Here is a 26269-nt window from a genome sequence, read left to right on the forward strand (position 1 = left end):
CGGAACGGAGACAAGATGAGCCTGCGAGCAAACACGAACGCTGCGCCAATCCGTCCGGGACGAAAAACGGGCCCTAAGCCAAAGTTCTCCGCAGATGATGTTATTGACGCAGCCCTCCAACTTGGTTTAGACACGTTCACCATGGCTCAGGTTGCTCAGGCTGTGGGCGTGGGTGCTCCCAGTTTGTATCGTCTTTTTTCTAGCCGTGATGATCTTGTTGGCGCGTGTCTCGACCGTATTGCCTCACAGATCCGATGGAATCCTCAACATAAAGATTGGCTCAATCTCCTCCGGTCATGGGCACGAATGTGCTGGGATTTATGCGAAACCTATCCAGGTTTCGATATCACTCTTTATACCTACCCCTTTCCTCAGGTTCACTTCATGGATTATGCAGAACGCGTATTCGCTGACTTCCGTGCAACAGGACAGGACAATGACACCATCACATTCATGATGGATTTCATCGGAGATACCGTTATTACGATTCATCTAGGCTTGGGGGCTTACCAAGATCGGCATGGCCATAGCCCTAACCAGCAATTACTGCAGCACAATCTAGAACGCTCACGCGAGCAGATCGATCTTGATGTGTCCGCCTTTACTCGACCCGATAATGCCTATGAACGAATGGTGCAGCCTAAGGTCGAGTTTCTCTTGGCAGCGTTAGACGCTGGCGTGACCCCCTCACCTACGTGGCTTAAAGACGATCCTTCCGCTTCTCATTAACTCACAGTTCGCGTTAAAGTCCTGCGTACTTTTCTGCCCTAGAAACGCCGGGCTGCTTTTCTGCCCTAGAAGCGCCGGGTTGCTTTTCTTCCTCGCGTTCCCGCCCACAACAAGAGTGTCAAAGTAATCGCTTTCAGAGCAGTCACCTCTGTGTTAACAATCCCTGGACCTTCACAGTGTGGAAGACTTTGAGAGTGCGTAAAGAACTGCGAATCGACGGCACGAACCGTTACCCTATTCCCACTTCTCCCCCACGTTATGAATCCGAGCCGAAAAAGGTCTCAGGAGAGAAGGCTCATTCTGTAGCGGATTTCTTTGAATTCTCATGTGTGGTGACGGCAAGTGTGCTCACGTTATGGTTGGCATGGTTGTTAGTTCAAAAAAGTAGTCATTGGGCGTGGAGTTCGCTAGGCTGGCTGATCGCATTTTGGGCTCTCATGGCTTATCTTGCCTTGCCTCGTTTGCATCAGTTCTTTACAGCACTTTATGTGCCGGACTATTTCATTGCTCGCACTCGCACAGGTGATGGCTTGCTAGGCGATCCAGTGAACTTGGCTGTTGACGGCGATGAGGTTGATATTCATATAGCGATGCGCCGAGCGGGCTGGGTTTTAGCCGATGAAATTACACTGCGCTCATCTTGGGGAATCATTAAGTCGTCCGTTCTTCGCCGTTCCTATCCTCAGGCTCCCGTTTCCTCGTTGTTCCTGCTTGGAAACCGCCATAACTTTGCCTACCAGCAGGAGGTGGATGGCAACGCGTCTCAACGCCACCATATTCGTTTTTGGAAGACTCCTGAGGGCTGGATGCTGCCTGGTGGGCACCAGGTTGGGTGGCTTGCTGCAGGCACCTATGACCGCGCAGTAGGTTTGAGCCTATTTACTGGCCAAATCACACACAAGATTGATGCAGATATTGATGACGAACGTGACTTCGTCATCAATACGGTGCGATATGCCGATCCACAGTGTGACGTGCAGATTATTGAGGACTTTTCTACTGCGTATCACCATCGCAATGGTGGTGGCGATAGTGTCCATACCGACGGCGATTTACCGGTTCTCGACGTCACCGCTGCTTCCCAGCGTGATCTGCCAGGTGACGAGAACATTGATCGTCCCCAGGATGTTCGTGTTTCTGACAGTCTCTCTGGTGGGTCTCTATCGGTGGCTGATCAGATGTCTGCCGCTGCCAACCATCATTTGCCTCCCACACCGTTTCTTCTTGCTGGAGCCATGATCGTGTTGAGTGTGGTCAGTGTTGCAATTGCGTGGCTGTTGCTCGCTGGTCATGGCTGGTCATGGCATGGTGAGGATACTTCTTTGAGCGTGGAGTTCATTGGTTTGTCTGTTGGCGTGCTCCTGATGTTAGTCCTGTGGGTTTTAACTGCTGCTCGACGCCGTTGGGCTCGTATTGCGCTGATGCTCATGACGATTGTTGGCTCCATTCAGGACCTTGGTTTGGCTACAGTGCGTGGCTCAATTTCTACGTCTGGTCTGATTTCCGCTGGTATCTCGGTGTTGATGTTATGGGCGATTTCTTCTGATGCGATGCGTCAGTGGGTGAAGCCGTCGTCTCGCTGAGCAATTACGTGCCTGCCCCCGTGTGACGCCCTAGCGTCTGGCAAGTAACAGTGATGGTTTCTTTTTCTCTGAGATTGACCGCAGAGAACCATTACACGCGAGTAGTGTGTGAACTATGAGTGATGAGGCAGCAATTGATCAGTTGGCCCAGTGGGTCAGTGAATCGAGTCGTGGCGTGTTTTTTGGCGGCGCCGGCGTGTCCACGGATTCAGGGATCCCGGATTTCCGTTCTGCTGCAGGCTTGTACTCCTCAAGTTCTGGCTATGACACTCCAGAGTATCTGCTGAGCGCTGACTGTTTGGAGCACGAGCCGGAGAAGTTCTATCGGCTCTACAAGAACGAGTTGGTTCACCCTGAAGCCAAGCCGAACGCTGCTCACATCCACGTCAATACCCTTATTGAGGCAGGGCATCTGACTAGCGTGGTCACGCAAAACATTGACAGTCTCCATCAGGCTGCGGGAACACAGAATGTATATGAACTCCACGGTTCGGCGTGGACGAACTACTGTGTGAGTCCGGCTCATCACGGTGCCTCGCTTGAGCAGGTCATGGAGGGCGACGGCGTGCCCTACTGCCCCGAGTGCGGCGCCATGGTCCGCCCTCACGTGGTGCTCTATGGCGAGGGCCTGGATATGGATGTTGTTGAGGGTGCAGTCAACCGCATTAGTGAGGCTGACTTAGTGATTGTTGGGGGCACGTCGCTCAACGTTTATCCGGCAGCAGGCCTTCTGCGGTACTACTCCGGCGATCGATTAGTGCTCATTAATGCCACGCCAACGGCTTGGGATAACGAAGCGAACCTCGTGATCCATGGTCGCCTGGGCGAAGTGCTCGGTGCAGTGGTGGATCGCCTTGGTCTCTGCCAACGCTGACTTTGCTCTCACTTCACGACGCTGATCTTGACCTTACTCCCATGCCTTTGCGCGCACTTGTATACGAGATATTTCTGTTCTTATTCAGACCATGGTGCACTGTCCCATGTAGTAAACGCAGTTAGATCTTGGCTCCGTGTTCACGGAGGAACTCCAGGTACATGTCAACTTCGCCACCGAAAGCATCCTCGCCTTCGAGCATATAGGCACGCATGAACGAGTCTGCTGCTTCTCTTTCTTGACCTAAGGAGAGGAATGATTCTCCGCGTAGTAGCCATAGCGCGTAATCTTCTACTCCTCCGGCGCAACTCATCATTTCCGACGTCGCACGCACGGCTTGGTCATACATCGTTTCTGAAATGCATCCTTGGGCTAGACCACGGTAGAGGTCTTTGGCAATTTCCCATTGCATGATGGGTTTAGGTAAGCATTCAAGGGCTTTGATACTAGCCTGGATAACATCTGCCCAGGCACCTTGTTCGATGAGTTGGTCAAGTCGCTCAAGCAGGGTCTCAAGTTCTTGACCGTTGCGTTCAATCACCTCGGCATCCGGTTCATCTCCCTCCTGAATGGCTGAGGGAATGTAGACGTCGTCGATCTGGGAAGCCTCGTTGTTCGAGAAAATCTCCCACAGTTCAGGGTGATCTTTGAAGGCTCGGCGACCATCCAAGTCATACATGGTCTGGAGGGTTTTGGCCCCGCGATCATTCAGGCCCAGCCCCAAGTAGAGACGTGCGATTCGGCTGTAGAGCGCTACAGTGTGGAGGTCGATTTCGTCACCGTTTGCTTCGATTTCGCGTTCAATCCACCGGTGGGCCAGGTCGTAACGCTTGGCGTTGATGGCTTCTTCGCCCATGCATTGGGCGAACAGGAGGGCGCCACCTCGAATCCACTGCTCACGGGGTGGCGGAAGGATTTCCCACACTTCTTCAGCGTGTGCGAAGGCCTTCTCGAGTTTGCCTTGTTCGAGGAGTTCGTTGACTTCATCCATGCCCTTCCATAAGGGCACTTCAAATTCGTTGGGAAGTTGGCGCTTTTCCATGAGGTCCCCACATTCGTTGGTGGAACCATTCGCAGATGGCTCCGGTACATCGTTATGTTGGGAATTATTGTGCCCAAGAAATCAGCGGAATGTGGCGCTTTACGGTGGGGAGTACTCCCCTAGGCAGCACAACTATTGGCAGGGTGTGCGAGTCAGTCGCTGTTCACTGCAACGAGCGTCAGTGCCATGTGCGAGGGCTCAAGTGCCTCGAGTGCGTGGCGCTCGTTGGGTGCCAGGTAGATAACGTCGCCGTCGGTGACTACCGAGGATTCACCAGCTACTTCAAAGCGGATGCGTCCGTGAATCATCTGGACGATGACAGCGCGAGGTGAGGCGTGTTCGGTAAGGACCTGTCCGGTGTCGAAGCTAAAGAGGACTTGGCGGAGCACGTCATTGTTGACCACGACGCGTGAGGTGGTGGCTTCCTGGACGATCGGCAGTTTGGTGAGGATGTCAGTGGTGACGGTGGACTGCGATACGGGTGTGGATGGCATGGGAACCCCTCACGAATTAGGTAACTTGGACTTTCTTAAATATAGACCTCTCCCCCAGCAAGTCAATGACTCGAACGTCACAGACCAACTGCCCACCACTAAATCCGAGTTCCCTTGGACAGCCAATCGCATTCAGAGAACACATGCGGGGCCTCTCAGCAACATGCTAAGAGGCCCCACACTGCTCGAGTTAGACGTACTAATTAGCAGGAGGTTCCGGTGGAGACTGACTTCATTGCCATGAAGATGATCATCGAGTTCACCTGAACACTGTCACTAACCTTGTAGTTCGCGTCTTCAGTGCTGTTGTAGTACAGGAAGGAAATCGAGGTCTGAGGAATGACATTGCCCTTGTCATCGCGAGGGGCAGTCCATGTCACGTCAACTGTTCCTTCAGTGTCCATGTAGTCATCAGTTACGCAGTAGTGAGTGGGTGCTGTAGTTGTGTAAATCTGCTTGCTCTCTTCATCAGCAACGAGTTTGGCACCGGGGGCGGGAGCGAACGTGAACGTTCCTTTGTTTCCGGTGAAATCGATGTGGTCACGGTATGCACCCATATTCTTGTCCGTGCCAGCGTTGATATCGGACAGGCCGAACACCATCTTGGTGACAGGTTCTAAGAATGAGATGGTGACGATCTGGCCGCCCTTGTTCTTGCCAACCATCCAGAGCATCACGGCATTAGGGCCGGCACTCGTTGCTTTTTCGGTGATGACAAGGTTGCCTTCATCGGAGATCTTAAATCCACGAGAATCGGTGTACAGAGGGCCGACTTTTCGCAAGCTCTTGGGGTTTGAGGTAGCCATGCTGATCGTTGCGGAAATCTGGCGACCATCAACCATGACTGGGGTGGTCACGGAGGCGATGATGTCTTTGGAGAGCAGGTCCTATGCGGGGTTCTGGATGAGCACAGGGCTGTCAACACAAGTAGATGCTGCGATAGCGGGCGCTGCTGCTCCCACAACGAGGGCAGGAACGGACCAAGCAAGACCGCGAGACACGGCACGATGAGAAGGATGGGAAGTCACTTTGTTCTCCAAACAGGGAATTTGAGAAAGCCCCGATCAAAGAAACTTCTTACGAGTTTCTCAACTTTATTTGACAAAAGTGATGAAGGAGATATTAGCGATGAGTCTCTCTATTCAAAATCTTAAGAGAACCTTCTGAAGGAGGCTCAAGAGTGTAGGAGTCCCTAAAAACACTCCTGACAAACCAAAACTGCAGATCATGCCGATAAATAATTAATCTATGCATCGAAATATCATACGAAGATGAGCGCAAGCAGCCCACCTTCGATACGCACTTAGAAGACGATCACACCTCTCCGAGCATTCGAACCCAGCACCAGAGAGCATGCAGCACCCTACTGCCCAACGCACAGGATTGATATTGCTACCCGCAGAGGCTCTAACCACGCTCGAACCTCACCCCTTCCACTCAGTTCAAATTAATTACACAAACGCTCACGACGAAATCATTCGCCGGAAACTAAGAAAAGGAAAACAAAACCACTACTACAATGACGGAGTATAGAAAAATAATCCGCAGCGAGACAACAACGTAAATCCACTTATAAATAAACGATAAATTGCCACCCTAATTCATGTGACGAGAACCAATATTTCCCCTCAAGAAAAATAATCTATAGTTACCAGGAACGAAAGTTTCAATTTAATAAAGGAACGAAAAGATAGGAAAAAATAAATTCAGTACTATTCTATTTAACAATTGAATGCCAAAAGAATAGATCAACTCAAAGTTCGAAAAAACTATATTTATTTCACACCCACTCAAAATGCCGCAACCATTTGCCGCCCAAAACATAATAAGGTAAGCACCCCCCCCCTTCCTCTTTATCTAAAATATATTAAGCCACCTAATAGAAAAATCTTTAATCACTTTATAAAACAGAATAATTCGACTCAAATTCGAAGAATTAGCAAATAAGAATCTACATTTATTATCTGAAAGTTAAGATCGCAAGATTTACGAAAACGATAGTGTGGAGAGGTATAAATACAGTCACTACGCACTACTTATGACGCTATTATTAACTGAATCAACAAATTTTTTGTTACAAAAGATAGAACGAAAGTATAATGAGTGTAGCGATCCGAGCATGTGACACTGAAAGTGTCACTCCTTCTCACACACAACTACTACCTCCAACTCCACGAAAACTAGTAGAGTTGAGCATAGACTGTGAGCGAGGTAACATTTCCCTCGTCACAGGCGCAGGCCATGGAGGGCAACAAGATAAAGAACTCAGGCCTGCTCCCACTTAAATTGATACGCACTCAAGAAGAGAAAGAGGACTGAAATGCGCCATCAAAATCCCGTTGACTGGGAACATTACAAAATTTTACGTGAGCGTTTTGGCCATGTTGGAAGTTTTGCTTATTGGAATTCTGATACGTGCAAGGTCCCTGACTGTATTCGAGCCGACTCAGAAGAAGAATTTCTCGATAAAAACCTTAATGAAATTCTCCATGCCGATATCGTTTTCTTAGGTAAGAATTTCGGCGTCAATGAAGATATCCAAAGAGTAATTGACAAAAATGAACCCCATGCAATTCTTGAACACTACAAAAACAATTGTGATCTTGAAAACCAATACGGTGGGAAATATGCAAAAAAGGCTCTTTACCCAACACTGAAAAATACCTGTCTTGAAGGAGCCTACATGACAGATCTTTTTAAGTTTCCATTAGAAGATAGTTCATATCTTGCAATGGGAATTCCCAGCAAGCGTCTTAATGATATTAGCGAAAGCATCACCAACAAACTTATCGATCACTCAATTAACGGATTAAGTTTTGAGTTACGAAATATTATTGGAGTAAAAACCGACCCAATTTTCGTGCTGTTCGGCCAATTTCCTTCAGGTATTGAAGATAAACTTTTAGATAAGTTTCCTGGAGCATCGGTTTACAAAATAAGCCATTATGCACGAAAGGGATATTCGAAGGACCAGTTCAAAAATGAAGTGAATCAGTTGATCAAGCAAATCTAGATTTACCACATCAGATTAACTAGGAACGAGTGGATTCCAGATTCGCTTCAAGCGTTCACAGTAATTTGAAATATAAGTTTTTAAAAAAGCGAAAATTAACACTGCTGAACGCATTCTTACGGTGGAGTTAGGGGGATTCGAACCTCTGATCTCCTCCATTGGGTATAAAAAGTGGCTCGGATTATTTCCAAGCCAGCATCCCTTTGGTGGAGCTAAGGGGATTCGAACCCCTGACCTCTTCCATGCCATGGAAGCGCGCTACCAACTGCGCCATAGCCCCGATTCACCATTGCGGTGAGGGGGATGAAACCACGAGTGGAATCATCTCGTGGAGCTAAGGGGATTCGAACCCCTGACCTCTTCCATGCCATGGAAGCGCGCTACCAACTGCGCCATAGCCCCGTTTGTTGGGTGCCACCCCGTAGAAAGGCGACGCCGATAATCTTAAGGAATTTCCCCCCTCAAGAGCAAATCAGCCCCGCGTGCCCTAGGACACAGACCCCACATTCTCGTTCCACGATTCCACATACCACCCAGGCGCCTTGCGAGCCTGGCGAATATGGCCCACATGCGCATTATTCAGGCCCTTCAACCCATGCCACACCTGCGCATCCAGCCCAAGAAACTGCGTGATCCCAGCGTTGATCGCGCTGCCGTGACTCACGGCCACAACCACCGCATCCTCATCCACGCCATCCATAAACTCCTGCAAGCACGCGGCCACACGCCTGCCCGTCTCGCCACAAAGTTCAATGCCCACCTCAGGACACTCCCCCGTCTGGCGCCACTGGGCATACTGCTCAGGAGCGTCAGCCTCGATCTGCGCTGCCGTCAGCCCCTCCCACTGACCGTAGGAGCGCTCAATCAGGCCGTCGAGTACCTGAACCTCTACGCCCACCAGGGAGGCCAAGGCCTGCGCCGTGTCAACGGCGCGGGCCAAAGGTGAAGAAATCACATGGGTCACGCCGCGCTCAGCCAGAACCTGCGCAGCCTTGTCAGCCTGGAACTTCCCATTGTCATTCAATGGGGTATCGCAGCAGCCCTGCAGGCGGCGCTCAATGTTGTAATCAGTCTGGCCGTGGCGCCATACATAGAGGGTCTTCATCGTCCTGTCCTTGCGTCAACGTCCCCGAGGGCTCATCGGTGCCCATTCATCGTTTCCTGAGCCTGCTGAAAAGCGGAACAACAGCGACTGGCGAGTGTCCGGCATCAGAGGGGATATACACAACTCCCCCACCACCCAAGGCAGTGAGGGAGCGATGCAATCATTCAGATTCGATGGACTCGGTAATCTCCAAGTCAATCTCCGGGCAGTCCTTCCACAAACGCTCCAGAGCATAGAATTCGCGGTCCTCTTCCTGCTGGACGTGGACAATGATGTCGCTGTAGTCCAGGAGAACCCAGTGGCCCTCAGTGAAGCCTTCGCGCTGCTTGCGCTTAGCGCCAGCCTTATGAAGGGCTTCCTCCACGGCGTCAACAATGGAGCGTACGTGACGCTCATTGTCACCGGACAGAAGGAGGAACACGTCAGTTAGAGCCAGGCGTTCAGATACGTCCAGGCCAATGATGCTTTCTGCTTTCTTATCCGCACCAGCCTGAGCTGCTGCGCGAGCGAGATTAATGGAGTGCTCGGTTGCGCTCACAAGAGTCCTAACGTTGATCGGGCCGATTCACCACAAGCCATGATGTGCGGCAGAACATCCGCCAGGGCACTGTGATCAGGCTGAATCACAAAGATCCACAGCAGTGCCCCAAGGAGTAGTCCCACCACAATAATGCCAAAGAGAATCAAAACGGTACGCAAAGTTGACGATTCAATGGGTGCATGCGTCACATCAGAATCGTCCACTTCACTATGTTCTTCCGGAGTAGACGCAGTCGGCGTACTCACTGCCTGAACAGGAGACGACGCCGCAGACGCCACCGCCGGACTCAAACCAGGTGCCGGAACAGGGACCACCGGTGAATTCTCAGGACGTACAGCCTTCCACTGAGGAGTTTCTACACCGGTGAAATCCTCCCCCACTACCTGGACCCTGCTCAGTTCCCCCGTGGACTCCACGGTACGCACACCATGAGCGGCAGTAGGGATACGGACCACAGGGCGGCGAACCGGAGGAATAGGATCCCGATCCTCCTCAGGATCTCCCATTTCCTGAGCAGCCTGCTCACCAACAGCCTCGGCGGCAACCTGCAACTCATCCGAATAGGTCAAACTCGTCAGAGCAGGTGCCGGACGAGTGGACTCAGCAAAACGATCACGCAAGGAACGGCGACGCGGAGGTGCAGCCTCTCCGTCCTCACCTTTCACCTCAGGTTCCGGAGTCGAATCGTCAATAGCAACATGTGGAGCAGTGGCTTCCAACTCCAGATCCTCATTATCCGCAGGCTGCGCAGACTCAGACGAACCGGCCCCCTCAGCGCTCACCTCAACAGACTCCACACTCTCAACTACCACAGTCTCATCGAGACTAGCCTCGTCGTCAGGCTGATCGGGAGTCTGGGGAGTTTCACCACTCAACGCAGCAACATCCTCAGCGGCTTCCTGGATAGAAGCATCCGCTCCCTGAGCACCAGTCTCAGGTGAGGAGAAAATAGACGGCCCCTGGGCGGCGTCAGCAGAAAAAACAGACGGCGCAGAAACAGCGGAGGCAGCAGAATCAGCAGACGCCGCACTCATGCCCTTGACTGGAACAGCAATAGGTTCCATATCGCCCACGCCCGTGGCCGCAGAATGCACACCATGACCAGCCACCACCGTAGCCACATCAGGAAGAGGAGCCAAAGGATTCTGCAACGCTTGAGCCTGCTCAAGCGTAATCTCGCCACGTTCCACCGCGTCACGCAGAGCCTGGGCCTCATCACGCAGACGCTTCATTTCACGGCGAGTCAGCAGCGGCTGCTGGCCGGTCAAAAACGCCTCGCGCTCAGCAGCACGCTCAGCTTCACGCTGGGCGCGTCGAGTCATGCGCGGCGCTGCGCCGCCTGCCTGTGATTCACTCACCGTCATCCTCCTCTAACAGGTTCTGCCCATCCGCCACACGTGCAGTCATCGACGTGATGTTCCGCGGATTCGTAATCTGGCGATACAAACCGTATTTGCGAATGTACTGCACAACGCCATCAGGAACCAGATACCACACCGCATCACCCCGAGACACGCGCTCACGGCAATCCGTCGATGAGATTGCCATGGCGGGAACCTCAAGAAGAGAAACCCCGTCTTTTGGCATCCCCTCAGTGTTCATCACATGGCCAGGACGAGTCACACCCACCATATGCGCCATAGTGAAAAGTTTCTCGGAATCCTTCCACGTCAAAATCTGAGCCAACGCATCCGCACCGGTAATGAAGTACAGTTCCGCACCCGGATACTCACGAGTCAAGTCCGTAAGAGTATCAATCGTGTAGGTCACTCCCCCACGATCAATATCCACACGAGACACAGTAAATCGAGGATTAGACGCCGTGGCGATCACCGTCATCAAATAACGGTGCTCCGCCGCACTCACCGGACGATCCTTCTTAAAAGGCTGCGCCCACGTAGGTACGAAAATTACTTCATCAAGATCAAAGGCTTGCTGAACTTCACTAGCGGCAACCAAGTGGCCATGATGAATAGGGTCGAAGGTGCCACCCATCACTCCAATGCGCAGGCGACGTTGAGTGTGTTCCCCAGTCACTCGGCGCTGCCCTCGCCGGCGTACCAGCGCAGCAGGCGCTCAACTTCTCCACCAATGACTTCAGAGCCTGGGCCCACATACTTACGGGGATCCACCATAGAAGGGTTCTCTTCTAAGATGCGACGCACTTCGCCGGTAAACACCACGTTGAGGTGCGTGGAGACGTTGATCTTTGTCATGCCAGCCTTAATCGCTTCACGCATGCCTTCATCGCTCACACCAGAAGAGCCATGAAGAACAAGAGGAACGGGAACAGCCTGGTGGATCTGAGTGATGAGTTCAGTATCGAGAACTGCACCACGGGTAGTCATCGCATGGGAGGACCCCACAGCCACGGCCAAGAGGTCCACATCCGTATCCTCAACGAACTTCGCAGCATCCTCAGGGTTGGTGCGTGCGGAAGGATCATGCACGCCGTTCTTGCCGCCCACTTCGCCAAGTTCAGCTTCCACACTCACGCCACGTTCGTGACACCAGCGAGTAATGTCGGCAGTGGTTGCTCGGTTTTCGTCATCAGGGAGTTTTGAGCCGTCATACATAATGGAAGTAACACCCAGTTCCACGGCAGCCTTGCACAGATCAACGTCCTCAGCGTGATCCAGGTGTACCACAGCGGGCACCTTTGCGGCACGGGCCAGAGCCAAGGTGGCCACTGTGATGGGTTCGAGCGCACCATGATATTTCACAGCGTTCTGGCTAATCTGAAGAATAATAGGCTTTCCTGCTCGCTCAGCACCTTTGACGAATGCTTCAGCGTGATCAAGGAGAACAACGTTAAATGCCCCTAGGCCCACACCGTGATCAGCGGCTTCCTTAGCCAGGGTACGAATATCGGCGAGCATAGAGAATTCCTCTCAAATTAGTGGTTCCGCACCGCGGGTAGCGGTGGGATGACAATGAGGATGGGCGGAGTTGCCCTCTACCTATCCAGCCTAGTAGGTCAGTTAGCACGCTGACCGCAAGGCACCCCGCAAGCTTCCAGAGCGCGTCCAGCACTCCCCAACGCTTGAGACCATGAGCCCAATGCTGCAGCGAGCACGTCTGGGACAGGAGCCAGAGTCAGGCGTTTTGCGATTTCCTCTCGCAGTGGCACCACGAAAACGTCACCAGCCTTCGCTAGGCCGCCACCGATCACAATGTCCAGAGGACCCAGTGCGCATACGGCATGAGCCATGGCTTCAGCCAGTGCCTCGATGGCAGAGTTCCAGACGTACGTTGCGTCCTTGTCACCATCCTTCATCGCCAACTCCACGCCAAGCGCTCCAGCAGCAATGACCTGATCCTTCTCATCCTCACTCTTATAGAAAGCAAGACGCTGAGCCAAGCCACCTGCACTGGTAACACGTTCAAGAACAGTGGTCTGACCAGGGCGGTCCGGATCAGGAACGATGATCTGACCGATTTCGCCAGCCCAACCGCCCCCTACACGGGGGTGACCATCAAGAAGAAGGCCTGCACCGATACCAGTGCCCAGGGCAAGATAGAAGGTGTTGTCACCTCCAGCCCCCCAACGGTTTTCTGCCCAAGCACCACAGCGCACGTCGTGACCAAACACCACGGGACCATCGAGAGCTTCTTCGAGGCGCTGAGCCATGGGGTAGTTTTTCCATTCCAGATTCACGCTAAGGACGGCCATGCCTTTGTGATCATCCACAATTCCGGGCACGTCTACTCCCACAACCGGAGCGAGAGTCTCGATGGTGCAGATAGGCGCCAATTCGCCGTCGGTTACACGCTGGCGCAGGGAGGCCACCAGGTTAGCCACGACTGCCACGAGTTCATCAGCCCCCTTAGGTGTGGGACAGGTTTCACTCAGGACCATCTGGCCAGAGGAATCAGCGATGACGTACTTAATGGTGGTTCCACCTACGTCAATTCCGATGCTGTGAGTTGGTGCGGTCGATGAGAGCTCGGCGGCTTGCGTCATTGGATAACCCCTTGCAGTTGCGGTGTAGTGCTAAGGATACTCAAGGGAGAGAGCGAATCACAGTCTTTTTGACTAAAAGTGATGTTTTATTGGCCAATTACGTCAATTTGTATCTCACACTCACCAAGTCAATCCTCACAATTTCTCACACAAATTTGCAATCTCTACCACGGAAAGTTCGTGACAGCGGCCACCATGACCGCTACTATGAGTTTCTATACGCGAAAGAACCTCTGAACTGGACCGAAAACCACAACCAGCCAAGCGGAAACTATCCACACAAAAACTACCGCCCCAACTGCACTACTTGGACCGACATGTTCCACCGCGTAATCACTAGCTCACCCACCATTCACGGACCACACAAAGGGGCCACTCAATGACGCGACATGACCGCTTGTCAGCCATTCTGGGCATAATTGTCGAAGAAGGCAGCGTCCATATCGATGACATCATTGACCGCCTCGGCATCTCCGCTGCCACCGCGCGGCGAGATCTCGATTTCCTCGCCGACCAACAGTTACTCACCCGTACCCGAGGTGGCGCCAGCGCCAATCCCACCTCTGCTCAACTCCCCCTGCGCTACCGAGCTTCAAAGATGTCGGATGAAAAAACCCGCATCGCTCACGCCGCTGCAGCCATGGTTCACAGCGGCGACACTGTTGGCCTCAACGGTGGAACCACCACCACCGAAGTCGCCCGAGAAATCGCCATGTTGCCCTCACAGACCGCCCTGGCAGAATCTGACGAGCCCATCACGGTAGTTACCAACGCCGTCAACATCGCCAACGAACTCACCGTGCGTCAGCGCGTGCGCGTCGTCGTCACAGGCGGCGTAGCCCGAGCACGCTCCTACGAACTCACCGGTCCACTCACCGAACTCATCCTCCCCTCCATCAGTATCGATGTGCTTTTCTTAGGCGTAGACGCGCTTAACGAACGCGGCGCCTTTGCCGCCCACGATGGCGAAGCCAAAGTCAACGCTGCCCTGGTCAACGCCGCCCGCAAAGTTGTGGTGGTATGCGACAGTTCCAAACTAGGCGAGTCCGCATTTGCCATGATCTGCCCACTGCCCAGCATCGACCGCATCATCACCGACTCAGGCGCTTCAAAGGAATCACTCGACATGCTGCGTGAATCAGGACTTGAAGTCACCGTCGTCTAAACACCTCAGTCACGTCACCCGTTTCACTGGCTTTGACACCACTGGCGTTCACCTCGTCACGCCAGGAACATTACAAAAATCCCCATAGGTCAAGGTCGGCAATCACCATGATCCAAGAACAGCACTACTGACTGAAGCAGACGAGTTCAGCACACTCCCTGCTTCGCCTTATATCGTTAATCACGCAGCACTACAGTGCTGCCCCGCCCGCCGCATAGGAAAAGGAAGTCACCGTGCCGCGTACCACTGGTCGAGTCACCATGCCCATTCAAGAAGGCATCGACGATGCCATCCGCCAGCTCGCCGAAGCACTCGGAGCGGACGCCGTACGCAACTCCGACGGCACCTGGCTACCCGCCATTGCCAGCGAACTCGTGGATACGGTCTACTCCACCTACTTCCCTGCCCGCGGAGACCAAGAATGGGCACTGGCCAATCCAGACACGCTTGTCAACCAGTACCTCATGAGTCAGCCCCATACCGCCATGAGTGACACCCCTTTAGTCATCGACGTACTTGACGGCTACTTCCGTGAACAATTCGCCATCCACCCCGAACGTCACGAACGCTTCTGGGAGGTCATCAACCGCACCACCGGCGAAATAGTGCCCACCAGCGGATGGAGTCTGAACGCCTCCAACGGACTAGTCACTATTGACTCCCCCACGCCCTTCCACGAATACACGGTCTCCTTCCTGGCAGACCAACTCTGGGATTCAACCCAGATGTACAACTACATCACCAACAACTGGTACACCGACCCCACACGCGTCAAAGAACGCCCCTACGACGTGCGCAAAAACAAGGTGTGGGAACATACCAAGGAAGCCCTCGCTCAATGGCTCACCAAGCATCCCGAAGTGGACGTGGTGCGCTTTACGACCTTCTTCTACCATTTCACTCTCGTCTTCAATGAGCAGGGCAAAGAAAAGTTTGTGGACTGGTTCGGTTACTCCGCCTCAGTCAGCCCCGAAGCCATCGACTCCTTTGAACAAGAAACCGGCATCGCCCTGCGCGCTGAGGACTTCGTAGATGGTGGCTACTACAACTCCCCCTTCCGCGTCCCCAGTGATAATTTCCGCAGGTGGATCGATTTCCAATCACGTTTCGTGGCCGAAAAAGCCCGCGGCCTAGTAGAGATTACTCATCAGGCTGGCCGCCGCTCGGTCATGTTCCTGGGCGATAACTGGATTGGCACCGAACCCTACGGTCCCTACTTCGCTTCCATTGGTCTCGACGGCGTGGTGGGGTCTGCCGGTTCTGCGGCCACCACACGCCTCATCGCCGATATCGACGGCGTGGACTTCACCGAGGTCCGATTCCTCCCCTACTTCTTCCCCGACGTGTTCAACCACGAGGGTGGAGACCCTGTGGGACAGGCCAACGACTCCTGGCTCACCTCCCGCCGCGCCATTGTGCGCCACCCCATCGACCGCATGGGCTACGGCGGCTACGTGTCCCTGGCTCTAGAGTTCCCTGAGTTCATTGAGCGCATCACGGATATCTGCCAGGAATTCCGCGATATTCACGAACTGACCAACTCTGAGGATCCGGCCAACGCCTCCTTCACCGTGGGCATCATCAACTCCTGGGGCAAGATCCGCTCCTGGCAGACCCACATGGTAGCTCACGCCCTGTGGTACAAGGCCTGCTACTCCTACGTGGGTGTGCTCGAATCCCTCGCCGGTCTGCCTTTCAAGGTCAAGTTCCTCAGTTTCGATGACGTGATCAATAATGGCATCGATGAGGACATCAACGTCCTCATCAACGCAGGCTCCGCAGGCACCGCCTACTCCGGCGCACATGCCTGGGATGACGAGCGCCTGACCACCGCAATCCGCCAGTTCGTGGCTGAAGGTGGTGGCTTCATTGGCGTGGGCGAACCCACCGCCACCTCCACCAGCATCGACCAGGGCCGCTTCTTTGCCCTGCGTGACGTGCTGGGTGTGGATCGTGAACTTCACCTGTCCCTATCCACCGACCGTTATGTATCCGTTCACCCTGCTCACCCCATCATGACTGACGTAGTCAACTGGGGCGGCAACCAGTTTGATGACGGTGAAGGCGCCGGCGGTGACGTAGTGGCCGTAGGAAAGAACGTCCAGGTCCTCTCCTACGCCAACGGCACCGTCCAGGTCGCCGCAAACTCCTACGGCAAGGGCCGCGCCGTGTACTTCTCCGGCCTGCCCTACTCCTTCGTCAACTCCCGCACCCTGCAGCGCGCCATCATGTGGGCCGCTGGAAAGCCAGCAGACTCCGAAGGAAGCGACTCCTTGCCCTGGTGGTCCAGCCACCCGGCCACCGAGGTTGCCTGGTATCCAAACGTAGGCCGTATCTTGGTCACCAACAACTCCATGGAAACCATCACCACCACGGTCTCCGGCCGTGGTCAGAGCTGGGACCTAGAAATGCCCCCCATGACCATCGAGTGGATCACGCCTGAAAACTGAACAGATCATAAATCTCACATGTATTTCTTCCAAAGAATTTCAAAAAGTGAATTCTCGTCAAAAATATCATTCTTTGATATTGTCCCTGCACGAGAAATCAACTCATTATACATATGAATAGTTAACGATTCAGGATGATCTTCAAAAAATTGCTGCCCATATCCAGGGTCGAACAATAGTGCCCAATCAACACTCCTCAAAGGGTAGAGGACTTCAGAAGGAAGAACGTTATCAGTGAGGTTAAAATATTTCACTGCATCAGTCAAACCTTCTGGACCATATTCCCCCCAATAGGTCCTACTGTTGGAATTTCCACGTAAAATTCGCTGAATTTTACGAATTTTCCGATTAAAAGAATCCCATGGCATGAAGCGATTTACCGACAATGCCCCCCGCCGTAAGTGTTTATACGGTTCAGAATTAAGAGGGATTCGTAGAATCGCACCATTCAAACTATTTTCAGATTGCCAAGCGATAACCCAATCATTTTCATTAAATGCAAGTGGCTTAATGCAAATAGTGTCCGTATCAGCCCAAATAATTCCTGGATATTTTTCAAATGCTTCGTAACGAAATAAATCAGTAAATGGTGAAATTGACCGAATATTTCCCCACTCCCAAACAAAAAATTTCTCATGCGGAACGACACTATTTGCATCAATAAGTTCAGCACCATCGGGGACACCAATTACCTCACCATAATGAAACAGTTTTACTTGATGGCCGTTTTTCAAGTAAGATTGAATACTTAGTTTTTCAAATCTCGAAAGAACACCCTCATACCAAAACATACAAATATCAGGAAGACTAGGATTTTCCACCATGGGTCGCCTCTTCAACAAAACTAGATGATTACTAGAGAATACTACAGAGGCTCAAAATCTCCGGGCTCGCACTAGATCGGCTGCGAGTCCGGCGCACCAGACCACAAGAAAAAAGAGATAGATTCGCTGCCACAGCCCTGGTACCGTGAACGTAGCATCCGCCCACCAAGCAATAGGCCCATAAAGGGCGCACAAGACCGTAAGGGGCAGGGCGATCTTGGCAATAACGGGATAACGTCGCTTACCCAAATACGTCCGAGTAAGAAGCAAGCCCCCGCACTGGGCCACCAGCCACAATACCCAGATACTCACGCTCGAGACTTCGTGAATCTGATGAATGTAAGTGGGCCCCACTGCGTCAAGATGGGCACGGCAGGCGGGTAAGGAGACGGCACAGTCCATTGGCATGCCAATGTCGATTAGAGTGACAAGACCAACCACAACAAGTCCGCCCCACAGCATCCAATAGCCCAAGCGTGCAGTTCCCTTGAAGGTGGCTTCACGCCCGGTGAGGTTTGCTTTGCGTCCACGTCGCAGTCCCAGGGCACCCACCACAATTAACGCCAGTGCGCACAACGTGTCACCGATGCGAGCCACCAAGGCGGTGGGTTCACCATGAGCGGCAAGTTCGGAGACATAGGAGTCAAACGGGTCAAGCCTGCTACCAAGTAACGGGGCGAGGACCCACGTGGAATAGAGGATGATGGCAACTACTAAGAACGTGCCTGCGACACGTATAGGCCATCGGCTCACTCCTTGTCTCCTCCCACAACAGCAAGTTTCATCGCCGTCGTACTGATCGTCACGTCAATGGTTGCCGTACGAGTGGAGGCCTGATATTCAGGGCGAACATCCGGACCACACGAATGTGAACCAATACCGTGTACCACCGCATCCAAATGCAGCCACAAACGGTCAGATTCAGGCAGTTCCTCTATATGACCTGCCTCGCTGACCTCAGCGACATCCCACGGGCACACACTGAATGCTAGTTCATGATGACGATCGCTACGAATGGCTACGACGGTCGGGATCTTACCTTCTGCGGTAAATAGCGGGTGGGTCCCTGGCACGCGGCGCATATAGATAGCCTGGGTGTCCATACGCGTTCCAGCCTCCTGTGGAGTGACTGTGCGCTCCCACATCTTGTGTGACGGCGCGGAGAACGTTCCATGGAAACTGCCACCTTTCATATCGGGGTAGGACAGCATCGGCCCCAGGCCATTCCAATAGGTGTGCCATGGACCTTCTGGCAGGCCCATCCGCACGCCAATACGGGGAAGCACACGGGTCATGGCTGTATTCGGTTCCAATTCCACACGCATCCTCAAGCCATCAGCAGTCATCGCCCAACGGGTAGTCATATCCATCGCCCAGCCTCGTGACGGTGCGCCGCAGCGGTGACGCATGACAAGCGAGCCATCGCCCTCAATATCGGTAGAAAGATGGCGAGTTTGCAGCAGGTGAAAACGTTCATCACGCCAGCCCTCAGCACTGGAAGGACCCCCATAGCCACGGCCACCGCCCACATTTGCTCGTGTCGGCGCCGTCTCACGATAATCCAGGGCATTATGACCATTGTCATTATCAGTGGGAGCACGCCAAATACAGACTTCTGGTCCTTTCCACGATGCGCCATCCAGAGTGAGAAAACGTCCTTGCCGATCGAGCGTCACCGGGCCAAGTTGGAGGGTTCCTTCTGCGGTGTATTCGGCTTTACTGGCCACGCTGGGTGCATAAGTACCGTGTGAAGGCCCCTTGGCGGGAATCACCATCTCGCGCACACTCATCACACGAGCATCACCGTACTGGCGTCCCACAGTAGGCAAAATATGTGCGCCAGTGGACGGGTCAATACAGGCGGGATCAGCAGAAGGACAGATTCCTGGATGGACGTGATCGAGCACAGCAATATGCAGATACGCAGGCTTGTCATTCTTGAGTGCCTTGGCCAAGGATTCGATAAAGTCAACAGGTGAGTCAGGATCACTAAGGGGATGGTCATCAGCCCATGTCTCGCCGTCGGCATGAATAACTGGTGATGAGCACGTGGTTAACGAACAACAAGTAGGCAGGTTCTCCGCAGGGGGTAATTCACCTAGGGACAGGTGCTCCTCACTATCCCATTGCATCGGAGGAAGTCCCGTACGACCGGTGGAGATGATGGACCCTTCTTCATCAAGCAACTGCCACAGTAGGCTGAGGTTTTCTGTTCCTGCGTGCTGAAAATGGTTCACCACGTGTAGGCGCAGTTGATTGTCTTCATCGAGATACGGCGTAGCACTCACGGGAGCAACGGCATTAGCCCAAGCAGTAGCACCACTGCGAGGGTAGCAGTAGGCATCCACCAAACCATCACATACAAAGTTGCCGTCATGGACACTTTCACCAAAGTCGCCGCCGTAACGCAGCGCTCCGTTCTGATCGGGGCGAGGATCAACAAGCGCATGATCGCGCCACTCCCACACGAATCCACCCAAGTGACGGGGATGGTTGAACCGTTGAACGTACTCCTCTACTCCCCCGGGGCCTGTGCCCATCGCATGAGCGTATTCAACAAGAAGATAAGGCAAAGTGCGAGCGTGAGCCGCCTGTCCGGGGGCGATGTGGCCACTGGGATGGTCTCCATGACCGATAGGGCCTTGCGTACCAGCGCTAGAATCAGGGGTGGAATAGTCATAGCCATCAAGGACGCTATCGACTTCTTCCAGGGTCGGATACATGCGCGAGTGAATTTGTGTGTAGGAGCCGGCATAATCGCGCTCATAATGGACGATGCGGCCCGGGTCACGTTGTTTAGCCCACTGTGCCATCGCTGCCAGGTTGGAACCCGTGAATGACTCGTTCCCTAGTGACCAAGAGAAGATTGAGGGGTGGTTCTTATCGCGTTCCACAGTGCGGCGCATGCGGTCCAGGAGAACTTCACGCCACTGAGGGTCTTCACTGGGGTTTCCTTGCCAACCGACGAGTTCAAAGCCATGGGTTTCGTAATCGCACTCATCCATGACCCAGAAGCCAAGTTCATCGCATAGATCCAGCACACCGGGATGAGGTGGATAGTGAGAGGTACGGATGGCATTGACGTTCATGGCTTTCATAAGCATGAGGTCCTGACGAACCCATTCAGCGTCAAAGACGCGTCCGTGATCGCGATGGACTTCATGGCGGTTCACTCCACGCAAGAATAGTTTGTGGCCATTAGCGCGAACTTGTCCGTCGATGATTTCGATACGGGTAAAGCCGGTTCGCACGCTCACCTCGTGGGTAGTGTTGCCTTCGGGGCACAGTGCGCTGAGAAGTGTGACCGTATACAGCGTCGGTGACTCAGCGCTCCATGGGCTGACATCTCCCACGTCAATAGTGATAGGACCAGGCTTCTTCACGGTGTACTCGCACAGGCTCTTACCATGACAGTCACTCACGCCAATAGTGACGGGGTAAGCCTGTTCGGATGCGTGAAGTTCAATATCGAGGCTGCCGGTGGCAGTAGCGGGATCATAGTCTGAGCGAACCCACACGTCATGGATGGGGTGAACAATGCCTCCACGCAGTTCGATTGTGCGGAAGATACCAGGCAGCCACCACTGGTCTTGGTCTTCACAATAGGTGCCAGGGCTCCATTGACTCACGCGCACAGCAATACAGTTTTCGCCGTGATGGATTAGTCCGCTAACGTCCACGTCCTGCATGAGTCGTGAACCTTGCGTGGAGGCTACCCAGGTGCCATTAACCCAGACTGCTGCAAAAGACTCCACACCATGAAAACGAAGCGTGGTGGGCAGGTCAAGGTTCCACGATTCAGGAACGGTGAAAGTACGCCGGTAATCGGCGGTGGGGTTGAGATCAGGGACGAAGGGTGGATCCACTGGAATGGGGTATTGGACGTTCGTGTACCAAGGAAGACCACGCTCGCCGTCTCCAGTAAGGACCCAGTGCGAGGGAACTTCAATGGTTTCCCATAGGGAATCATCAAGGTGAGGGTCAGCCAGTGACGGTGGGAGGAGTTCACCATTCTCATCGTATCCCTCGGGGGTTGCCGACTCATGCAGCAGGAATCGCCATGTGCCTGACAGGTCAATGACAGGCGTATTAGATTCCCAGGTGGCAACAGGGGCCTTGCGGCGGCCTAGGCCTGGCGTAGGAAAAGTCGGCAGGGCCCAGGGACGATCATCGTAAAACTCCATGCCCACAAGCATAGGGGCTAGACCACAGTAATGACCTATAAATCACTTGAATCTATAAAGGCCCCATAGAAAGACAGAGAATTTCCTCAAGACATTTCCGGCCAGTAACGCTATCTACACCATCGTGAAGATGCAGAATAACTCCGTGGGGAAGATCAATCCTCGTCAGGATCCGTCCAGATACCTTCTTCACCTTCAGCTCGCAGTTCCTGACGGGCTGCTTCCTTAGCGTCCATAAGGTTGTGATAGTCCACGCGACGCTGTTTATTGGTGCGTCGAGTATTTTCTTCCACACGGATATCCGTACCACGAGCACCGAGCAGTTCAGGACCAGTCATCATAGTGGGTTCCCAGGTGAAAAGTACGCCACCTTCACGTTCACCAATAAGGACAGGATCACCAGCATGTGCGCCCGCTTGAACGAGGAGGTCTTCCACACCGCCTGCAGCAAGTCGATCTGCCAGGTAGCCGACTGCCTCATTATTGGTGAAGTCAGTCTGACGAACCCAGCGTTCAGGTTTGTCACCACGGATCTGGTAAACCTTGCCCTCGGTAGGATGGGATACCAAATTCACGGTTGCGACAGGATCGTTTTTGCGACGTCCAACTGCTGCGGGGCGAATAACCGGACGTGCAGGTTCAAGTTCGGGCGCATTCTTGCGGGCCTGATCCACCATAGATGCTAAATGGAAAGACAGTTCACGCAAACCTGTATGTGCCACCGCTGAAACAGCAAAGCAGGTCAAGCCGCGAGCCTTAACATCGTCCATGACGAATTCAGCCATGTCTTGAGCGTCAGGTACGTCGACCTTATTGAGAATAACCACTCGAGGACGATCCATAAGCGGAATACGCCCGGTAACGGATTCATCATCACCTTGACCAAGAGCATCAGCGTAGGCCCGGAGTTCATTTTCGATCGTATCCAGATCGCTAAGCGGATCACGATCCGTTTCTAAGGCGGCGCAATCAATGACGTGAGCAATCACAGAGCAGCGCTCAATATGACGCAAAAACTCCAAACCAAGGCCCTTACCATCACTAGCACCAGGAATCAGACCAGGCACGTCAGCGATGGTGTAACGAATAGATCCTGCTTCAACCACACCAAGGTTAGGTACCAGGGTAGTAAAGGGGTAATCAGCAATCTTGGGGCGTGCCGCGCTGAGCGCAGCAATAAGACTGGACTTGCCAGCGCTTGGGTAGCCCACGAGAGCAACATCAGCGATGGACTTAAGTTCCAAAGTCACATCACGAACTTCGCCTGGTTCACCGAGAAGTGCGAAGCCCGGGGCACGGCGCTTAGAGGAGGCAAGAGAGAAATTTCCTCGACCACCGGTACCACCCTGGGCCACCACGAATTCAGCCCCTTCGCCAACAAGGTCAGCGAGGATGTTGCCCTCAGCGTCCTTGACGGTAGTGCCATCGGGCACGCCAAGGATGAGGTCATCACCGTTCACGCCACGGCGCCAGTCACCCATACCGGGAGTACCGTTACCTGCTTGACGGTGAGGCTTGCGGTGGTAGGACAAAAGCGTTGTCACTGATGGATCGACACGCACAATCACGTCACCGCCGTGGCCACCATCTCCACCGTCAGGTCCAGCCAAGGGACGGAACTTTTCACGGTGGATGGAGGCGCAGCCGTGACCGCCATCGCCACCGGCGACATGCAAAACTACTCGATCAACAAAGCTGGGCATGGAGTGACTTTCTATGATTGGAACTTCAGATTAACGCGTTCAGGGGCGGACGGCATGTGCCGTCCGCCCCTGCGAGCGTAAAACGCAACAAGTATGAGGTTCAGGCCTGCTCGAGAACCACGTTAACAACCTTACGGCCGCGACGGGTACCGAACTCGACATTGCCGGCTGCGGTTGCGAAGAGGGTGTCATCGTTACCACGGCCAACGTTAAGACCGGGGTGGAAGTGTGTTCCGCGCTGGCGGACGATGATTTCGCCAGCCTTCACGAACTGGCCGCCAAAACGCTTAACGCCGAGGCGCTGTGCGTTCGAGTCACGACCGTTGCGGGAGGAACCAAGACCCTTCTTATGTGCCATGATGGGGCTTCTTTCTGTCGTCGGGGAAAGCGTTCTCAGGATGTAACCGCAAAGGTTACTTCCACGGTCACTTAATGTCGGTGACCTTGACGGCAGTCAGCTGCGCACGGTGACCCTGGCGCTTGCGGAAGCCGGTCTTGTTCTTGAACTTGAGGATGTTGATCTTGGGGCCCTTGACCTCACTGAGGATTTCAGCGGTGACGGAGGACTTAGCAAGGTCGGCAGCGGCGGTGGTCACCTTATCCCCATCAACCACCATGAGGGGTGAAAGGGAGACCTTCTCGCCGATTTCACCGGCGAGTTTGTCGACGACGACGACGTCGCCGACGGAGACCTTCTCCTGACGGCCGCCGGCCTTGACGATCGCGTAGACCACGTTGTGCTCATCTCTGTAGAAACTTTATTCACCACTCGCGAAAACCCTTAGGGTGAAACGCGGAGGCGATTTCGGGCAATGGTGCTCTAAGCACCGACGGCCTACTTTACGTCAATTGACACCCTCTAGCCAATCTCAGGCACGCCGTTTAAGTGTGGTCTTGGGCACGACCTGCAAGCACCTAGACCTCATGAATCACATGAGTCACAAAATAGTTTATCGGATGAACACCAGACACGCTCTGTCCGATAGAACAGACAAAAGAAAAACGGTGAAAAAGGAGGGTAGTTCGCTCATTTGCGAACTACCCTCCTTTTAAATCACTCTCACTCGAAACCTAACGTGCATTGTCATGAGGAGATGTTGCCTGCTCGCTGACGCAGGAGCACTGTGCGCCAACTACAAGGTCTCCCCCTCGGACAAATCCTTCAGGACGTTGGGTGAGGGATTCGATGAGATAGGAGCGCATACATTGATGTTGATCTTGGTACTCCTTATCATCAATGCAGTCATGTAACTGCTGAGGATCACGATTCAAATCGAAAAGTTGTTCCCGTCCACTTCCTGACCACCACACGTACATGAGGTTGTCAGCCCGGATCCACTGAATAGATTGGCCGAACAGATGATGCTCACCATGGAGGTATTTTCGCCATGGACGTGATCCTTGACCTCGAAGTAGTGAAGAAAAGTCACGCCCTTGAACGGCATCAGGAATCTCTACTCCTGCTAGTCCAAGCAAAGTTGGCATCACATCTCGTAATTCAACAATCTCATCAATGCGAGTCCCTGGCACAACGTCAGGACCAGCAATAAGAAGTGGGACGTGAGCACTCCCTTCATAGGGATATCCCTTTCGCCACAAATTGTGGTCCCCCATCATGTCTCCATGATCGGAAACAAACGCCACGTAGGTGTTTTCTGCCTGACCGAATTCCCCAAGCACCTGCATCAAACGAGAGATTTGTGCATCAATGTGCGTCATATGGCCGTAGTATCCAGCAAGCGCCTGGTGGACATCTCGCGGACGATAATGAGCGACATGGCTGGTAGGATCCCAATCTCGCTCCAGGCCAGCTAACACTTCTTCTTCCCAATCACCCACAGGTGGTTCACGCAATTCCTTCGTGGAATAACGGTCGTATGCCCATTGAGGAGGATCATAGGGCGCATGAGGCCGATGGAAAGAAAGATAGAGGAAGAAAGGAACCGTGGGGTCCCGACGATACAGCCACCGCTCCGCCTGAGAAATTACCCAGTTCGTCGGATGCAGGGACTCTGCTTTATCCCAGGGACGAGCAACAACAGAGTTACACCCAATGCCATTGTCGATGTAGTCCTCAACAGCTGATGTGCCCTCTTGCTGGCGCAACCACACTAAGTAATCGTCAAACCACGCAGCATCACGAGTACGTCCGCGAGAATGATGCAGATATCCGTCATGGAGAAGAACATCATCGAATCCGATACGAACGCGTTCGGGCCAATAGTGCATCTTGCCGATTGCTTGAGTTTGGTATCCAGCCTCTCGGAATGCTCCCGGAAGTGTCTCTTGAAGTGGCACATCGAAAGTAACTCCATCTTGATACCCCACACGTCGGTGAGTTTCTTGAGTTAAACCAGTCATTAGTGCCATGCGAGCAGGAACGCATGTGGGAGTAGCCGAATAAGCCTGAGTGGCTATGGCTCCACATCCAGCCAATTGATCGAGATATGGTGTTTGGACATCCGGGTGATCAAGAATGGACAAACAGTCGCCACGCCATTGATCGACACAAATCAAAATGACATTCGGACGTTCATCGGTGCGATGTGCATTGGGAGGTAAAGCCACCCAGGCACCATCCCGTTCTGGTAAAGGCAT

23 protein-coding genes and 2 tRNA genes are annotated in these 26269 nt (G+C 53.3%); 6 read left to right on the plus strand and 19 right to left on the minus strand.

The features are described from left to right. Positions 1 to 15 precede the first annotated feature (15 nt). From A9753_RS07500 to A9753_RS07510, 3 genes are all read left to right on the plus strand, one after another. On the plus strand, positions 16 to 729 hold the full coding sequence (locus A9753_RS07500; protein ID WP_067782716.1) for a TetR/AcrR family transcriptional regulator: 714 nt from the start codon (positions 16 to 18) through the stop codon (positions 727 to 729). A 194-nt stretch (positions 730 to 923) separates the two neighbouring features. Further along, positions 924 to 2312 (plus strand): LssY C-terminal domain-containing protein, encoded by a 1389-nt coding sequence (locus A9753_RS07505; protein ID WP_245637407.1) that lies wholly within the window; start codon positions 924 to 926, stop codon positions 2310 to 2312. 115 nt (positions 2313 to 2427) lie between these two features. Further along, the gene (locus A9753_RS07510; RefSeq protein WP_067782719.1) at positions 2428 to 3186 is read left to right on the plus strand and encodes an NAD-dependent protein deacylase; all 759 of its coding nucleotides are present in this window, start codon (positions 2428 to 2430) and stop codon (positions 3184 to 3186) included. A 121-nt stretch (positions 3187 to 3307) separates the two neighbouring features. Here the strand turns inward: A9753_RS07510 and A9753_RS07515 are convergent, their stop codons facing one another. The 4 genes from A9753_RS07515 to A9753_RS09830 all read right to left on the minus strand — a co-directional run bounded on the left by A9753_RS07515 (position 3308) and on the right by A9753_RS09830 (position 5750). After that, positions 3308 to 4228: a hypothetical protein gene (locus A9753_RS07515; protein WP_067782722.1), complete on the minus strand. Its 921-nt coding sequence runs from the start codon at positions 4226 to 4228 to the stop codon at positions 3308 to 3310. 152 nt (positions 4229 to 4380) lie between these two features. Then, entirely contained in the window at positions 4381 to 4722 is a 342-nt protein-coding gene (locus A9753_RS07520) for a cupin domain-containing protein (protein ID WP_067782725.1), read from the minus strand. A gap of 203 nt (positions 4723 to 4925) precedes the next feature. After that, the gene (locus tag A9753_RS07525; RefSeq protein ID WP_067782728.1) at positions 4926 to 5579 is read right to left on the minus strand and encodes a hypothetical protein; all 654 of its coding nucleotides are present in this window, start codon (positions 5577 to 5579) and stop codon (positions 4926 to 4928) included. 30 nt (positions 5580 to 5609) lie between these two features. After that, positions 5610 to 5750, minus strand: coding sequence for a hypothetical protein (locus A9753_RS09830; RefSeq protein WP_176702765.1), 141 nt, complete (start codon positions 5748 to 5750; stop codon positions 5610 to 5612). A gap of 1292 nt (positions 5751 to 7042) precedes the next feature. Between A9753_RS09830 and A9753_RS07530 the strand changes: the two genes are divergently transcribed. Beyond that, on the plus strand, positions 7043 to 7735 hold the full coding sequence (locus A9753_RS07530) for a hypothetical protein (protein ID WP_067782731.1): 693 nt from the start codon (positions 7043 to 7045) through the stop codon (positions 7733 to 7735). A 204-nt stretch (positions 7736 to 7939) separates the two neighbouring features. Here the strand turns inward: A9753_RS07530 and A9753_RS07535 are convergent. The 8 genes from A9753_RS07535 to A9753_RS07570 form a co-directional block, all read right to left on the minus strand. Next, a tRNA-Ala gene (locus A9753_RS07535) sits at positions 7940 to 8015 on the minus strand. Between the two features lie 49 nt (positions 8016 to 8064). Then, positions 8065 to 8137, minus strand: a tRNA-Ala gene (locus tag A9753_RS07540). Positions 8138 to 8222: 85 nt separating this feature from the next. Next, a complete protein-coding gene (locus A9753_RS07545; RefSeq protein ID WP_067782734.1) occupies positions 8223 to 8840 on the minus strand; it encodes a histidine phosphatase family protein in 618 nt (205 codons plus the stop codon). 160 nt (positions 8841 to 9000) lie between these two features. Beyond that, positions 9001 to 9378, minus strand: coding sequence for a ribosome silencing factor (gene rsfS, locus A9753_RS07550; RefSeq protein WP_067782737.1), 378 nt, complete (start codon positions 9376 to 9378; stop codon positions 9001 to 9003). After that, the gene (locus A9753_RS07555) at positions 9375 to 10703 is read right to left on the minus strand and encodes a hypothetical protein (RefSeq protein ID WP_425394254.1); all 1329 of its coding nucleotides are present in this window, start codon (positions 10701 to 10703) and stop codon (positions 9375 to 9377) included. Before A9753_RS07555 ends, rsfS begins: the two co-directional genes overlap by 4 nt. A 28-nt stretch (positions 10704 to 10731) precedes the next feature. Continuing rightward, positions 10732 to 11418 (minus strand): nicotinate-nucleotide adenylyltransferase, encoded by a 687-nt coding sequence (nadD, locus tag A9753_RS07560; RefSeq protein WP_281180972.1) that lies wholly within the window; start codon positions 11416 to 11418, stop codon positions 10732 to 10734. Then, the gene (locus A9753_RS07565) at positions 11415 to 12260 is read right to left on the minus strand and encodes a class II fructose-bisphosphate aldolase (RefSeq protein WP_067782743.1); all 846 of its coding nucleotides are present in this window, start codon (positions 12258 to 12260) and stop codon (positions 11415 to 11417) included. Before A9753_RS07565 ends, nadD begins: the two co-directional genes overlap by 4 nt. 98 nt (positions 12261 to 12358) lie before the next feature. Next, the gene (locus A9753_RS07570) at positions 12359 to 13345 is read right to left on the minus strand and encodes an ROK family protein (RefSeq protein WP_067782745.1); all 987 of its coding nucleotides are present in this window, start codon (positions 13343 to 13345) and stop codon (positions 12359 to 12361) included. A 379-nt stretch (positions 13346 to 13724) separates the two neighbouring features. Here A9753_RS07570 and A9753_RS07575 point away from each other — a divergent pair, with 379 nt between their 5' ends. Next, a complete protein-coding gene (locus A9753_RS07575; protein ID WP_067782748.1) occupies positions 13725 to 14510 on the plus strand; it encodes a DeoR/GlpR family DNA-binding transcription regulator in 786 nt (261 codons plus the stop codon). Positions 14511 to 14743: 233 nt separating this feature from the next. Next, entirely contained in the window at positions 14744 to 16960 is a 2217-nt protein-coding gene (gene gnpA, locus A9753_RS07580; protein WP_083090406.1) for a 1,3-beta-galactosyl-N-acetylhexosamine phosphorylase, read from the plus strand. A 14-nt stretch (positions 16961 to 16974) separates the two neighbouring features. Here the strand turns inward: gnpA and A9753_RS07585 are convergent, their stop codons facing one another. From A9753_RS07585 to A9753_RS07615, 7 genes are all read right to left on the minus strand, one after another. After that, positions 16975 to 17784 (minus strand): hypothetical protein, encoded by an 810-nt coding sequence (locus tag A9753_RS07585; RefSeq protein WP_067782751.1) that lies wholly within the window; start codon positions 17782 to 17784, stop codon positions 16975 to 16977. 51 nt (positions 17785 to 17835) lie between these two features. Next, positions 17836 to 18537, minus strand: coding sequence for a DUF998 domain-containing protein (locus tag A9753_RS07590; RefSeq protein ID WP_067782754.1), 702 nt, complete (start codon positions 18535 to 18537; stop codon positions 17836 to 17838). Beyond that, positions 18534 to 21968, minus strand: a complete 3435-nt coding sequence (locus tag A9753_RS07595; RefSeq protein WP_176702766.1) for a glycoside hydrolase family 2 TIM barrel-domain containing protein — start codon at positions 21966 to 21968, stop codon at positions 18534 to 18536. The genes A9753_RS07590 and A9753_RS07595 overlap by 4 nt, the downstream gene beginning before the upstream one ends. Before the next feature lie 155 nt (positions 21969 to 22123). Beyond that, on the minus strand, positions 22124 to 23671 hold the full coding sequence (gene obgE, locus A9753_RS07600) for a GTPase ObgE (protein WP_067782760.1): 1548 nt from the start codon (positions 23669 to 23671) through the stop codon (positions 22124 to 22126). Positions 23672 to 23771: 100 nt separating this feature from the next. Beyond that, a complete protein-coding gene (gene rpmA / locus A9753_RS07605; RefSeq protein ID WP_067782762.1) occupies positions 23772 to 24029 on the minus strand; it encodes a 50S ribosomal protein L27 in 258 nt (85 codons plus the stop codon). Positions 24030 to 24096: 67 nt separating this feature from the next. After that, complete coding sequence (rplU, locus tag A9753_RS07610) at positions 24097 to 24405, minus strand: 50S ribosomal protein L21 (protein WP_067782765.1); 309 nt, start codon at positions 24403 to 24405, stop codon at positions 24097 to 24099. Between the two features lie 337 nt (positions 24406 to 24742). Further along, positions 24743 to 26269 carry an arylsulfatase gene (locus tag A9753_RS07615; protein WP_067782769.1) on the minus strand — a complete coding sequence of 509 codons (1527 nt, stop codon included), beginning with the start codon at positions 26267 to 26269 and terminating at the stop codon, positions 24743 to 24745.

This window comes from Actinomyces vulturis (assembly GCF_001687305.1).
Taxonomy (GTDB): Bacteria; Actinomycetota; Actinomycetes; order Actinomycetales; family Actinomycetaceae; genus Actinomyces; species Actinomyces vulturis.

Bases quoted from the DNA above. Each gene is read 5' to 3' on its own strand.
- A9753_RS07615 (WP_067782769.1), bottom strand. From the start codon at position 26,269: ATGCCTTTACCAGAACGGGATGGTGCCTGGGTGGCTTTACCTCCCAAT.
- A9753_RS07575 (WP_067782748.1), top strand. From the start codon at position 13,725: ATGACGCGACATGACCGCTTGTCAGCCATTCTGGGCATAATTGTCGAA.
- A9753_RS07515 (WP_067782722.1), bottom strand. From the start codon at position 4,228: ATGGAAAAGCGCCAACTTCCCAACGAATTTGAAGTGCCCTTATGGAAG.
- A9753_RS07565 (WP_067782743.1), bottom strand. From the start codon at position 12,260: ATGCTCGCCGATATTCGTACCCTGGCTAAGGAAGCCGCTGATCACGGT.
- rpmA (WP_067782762.1), bottom strand. From the start codon at position 24,029: ATGGCACATAAGAAGGGTCTTGGTTCCTCCCGCAACGGTCGTGACTCG.
- A9753_RS07530 (WP_067782731.1), top strand. From the start codon at position 7,043: ATGCGCCATCAAAATCCCGTTGACTGGGAACATTACAAAATTTTACGT.
- A9753_RS07570 (WP_067782745.1), bottom strand. From the start codon at position 13,345: ATGACGCAAGCCGCCGAGCTCTCATCGACCGCACCAACTCACAGCATC.
- A9753_RS07595 (WP_176702766.1), bottom strand. From the start codon at position 21,968: ATGGAGTTTTACGATGATCGTCCCTGGGCCCTGCCGACTTTTCCTACG.
- A9753_RS07585 (WP_067782751.1), bottom strand. From the start codon at position 17,784: ATGGTGGAAAATCCTAGTCTTCCTGATATTTGTATGTTTTGGTATGAG.
- A9753_RS07510 (WP_067782719.1), top strand. From the start codon at position 2,428: ATGAGTGATGAGGCAGCAATTGATCAGTTGGCCCAGTGGGTCAGTGAA.
- A9753_RS07520 (WP_067782725.1), bottom strand. From the start codon at position 4,722: ATGCCATCCACACCCGTATCGCAGTCCACCGTCACCACTGACATCCTC.
- A9753_RS07545 (WP_067782734.1), bottom strand. From the start codon at position 8,840: ATGAAGACCCTCTATGTATGGCGCCACGGCCAGACTGATTACAACATT.
- A9753_RS07500 (WP_067782716.1), top strand. From the start codon at position 16: ATGAGCCTGCGAGCAAACACGAACGCTGCGCCAATCCGTCCGGGACGA.
- A9753_RS07555 (WP_425394254.1), bottom strand. From the start codon at position 10,703: ATGACTCGACGCGCCCAGCGTGAAGCTGAGCGTGCTGCTGAGCGCGAG.
- obgE (WP_067782760.1), bottom strand. From the start codon at position 23,671: ATGCCCAGCTTTGTTGATCGAGTAGTTTTGCATGTCGCCGGTGGCGAT.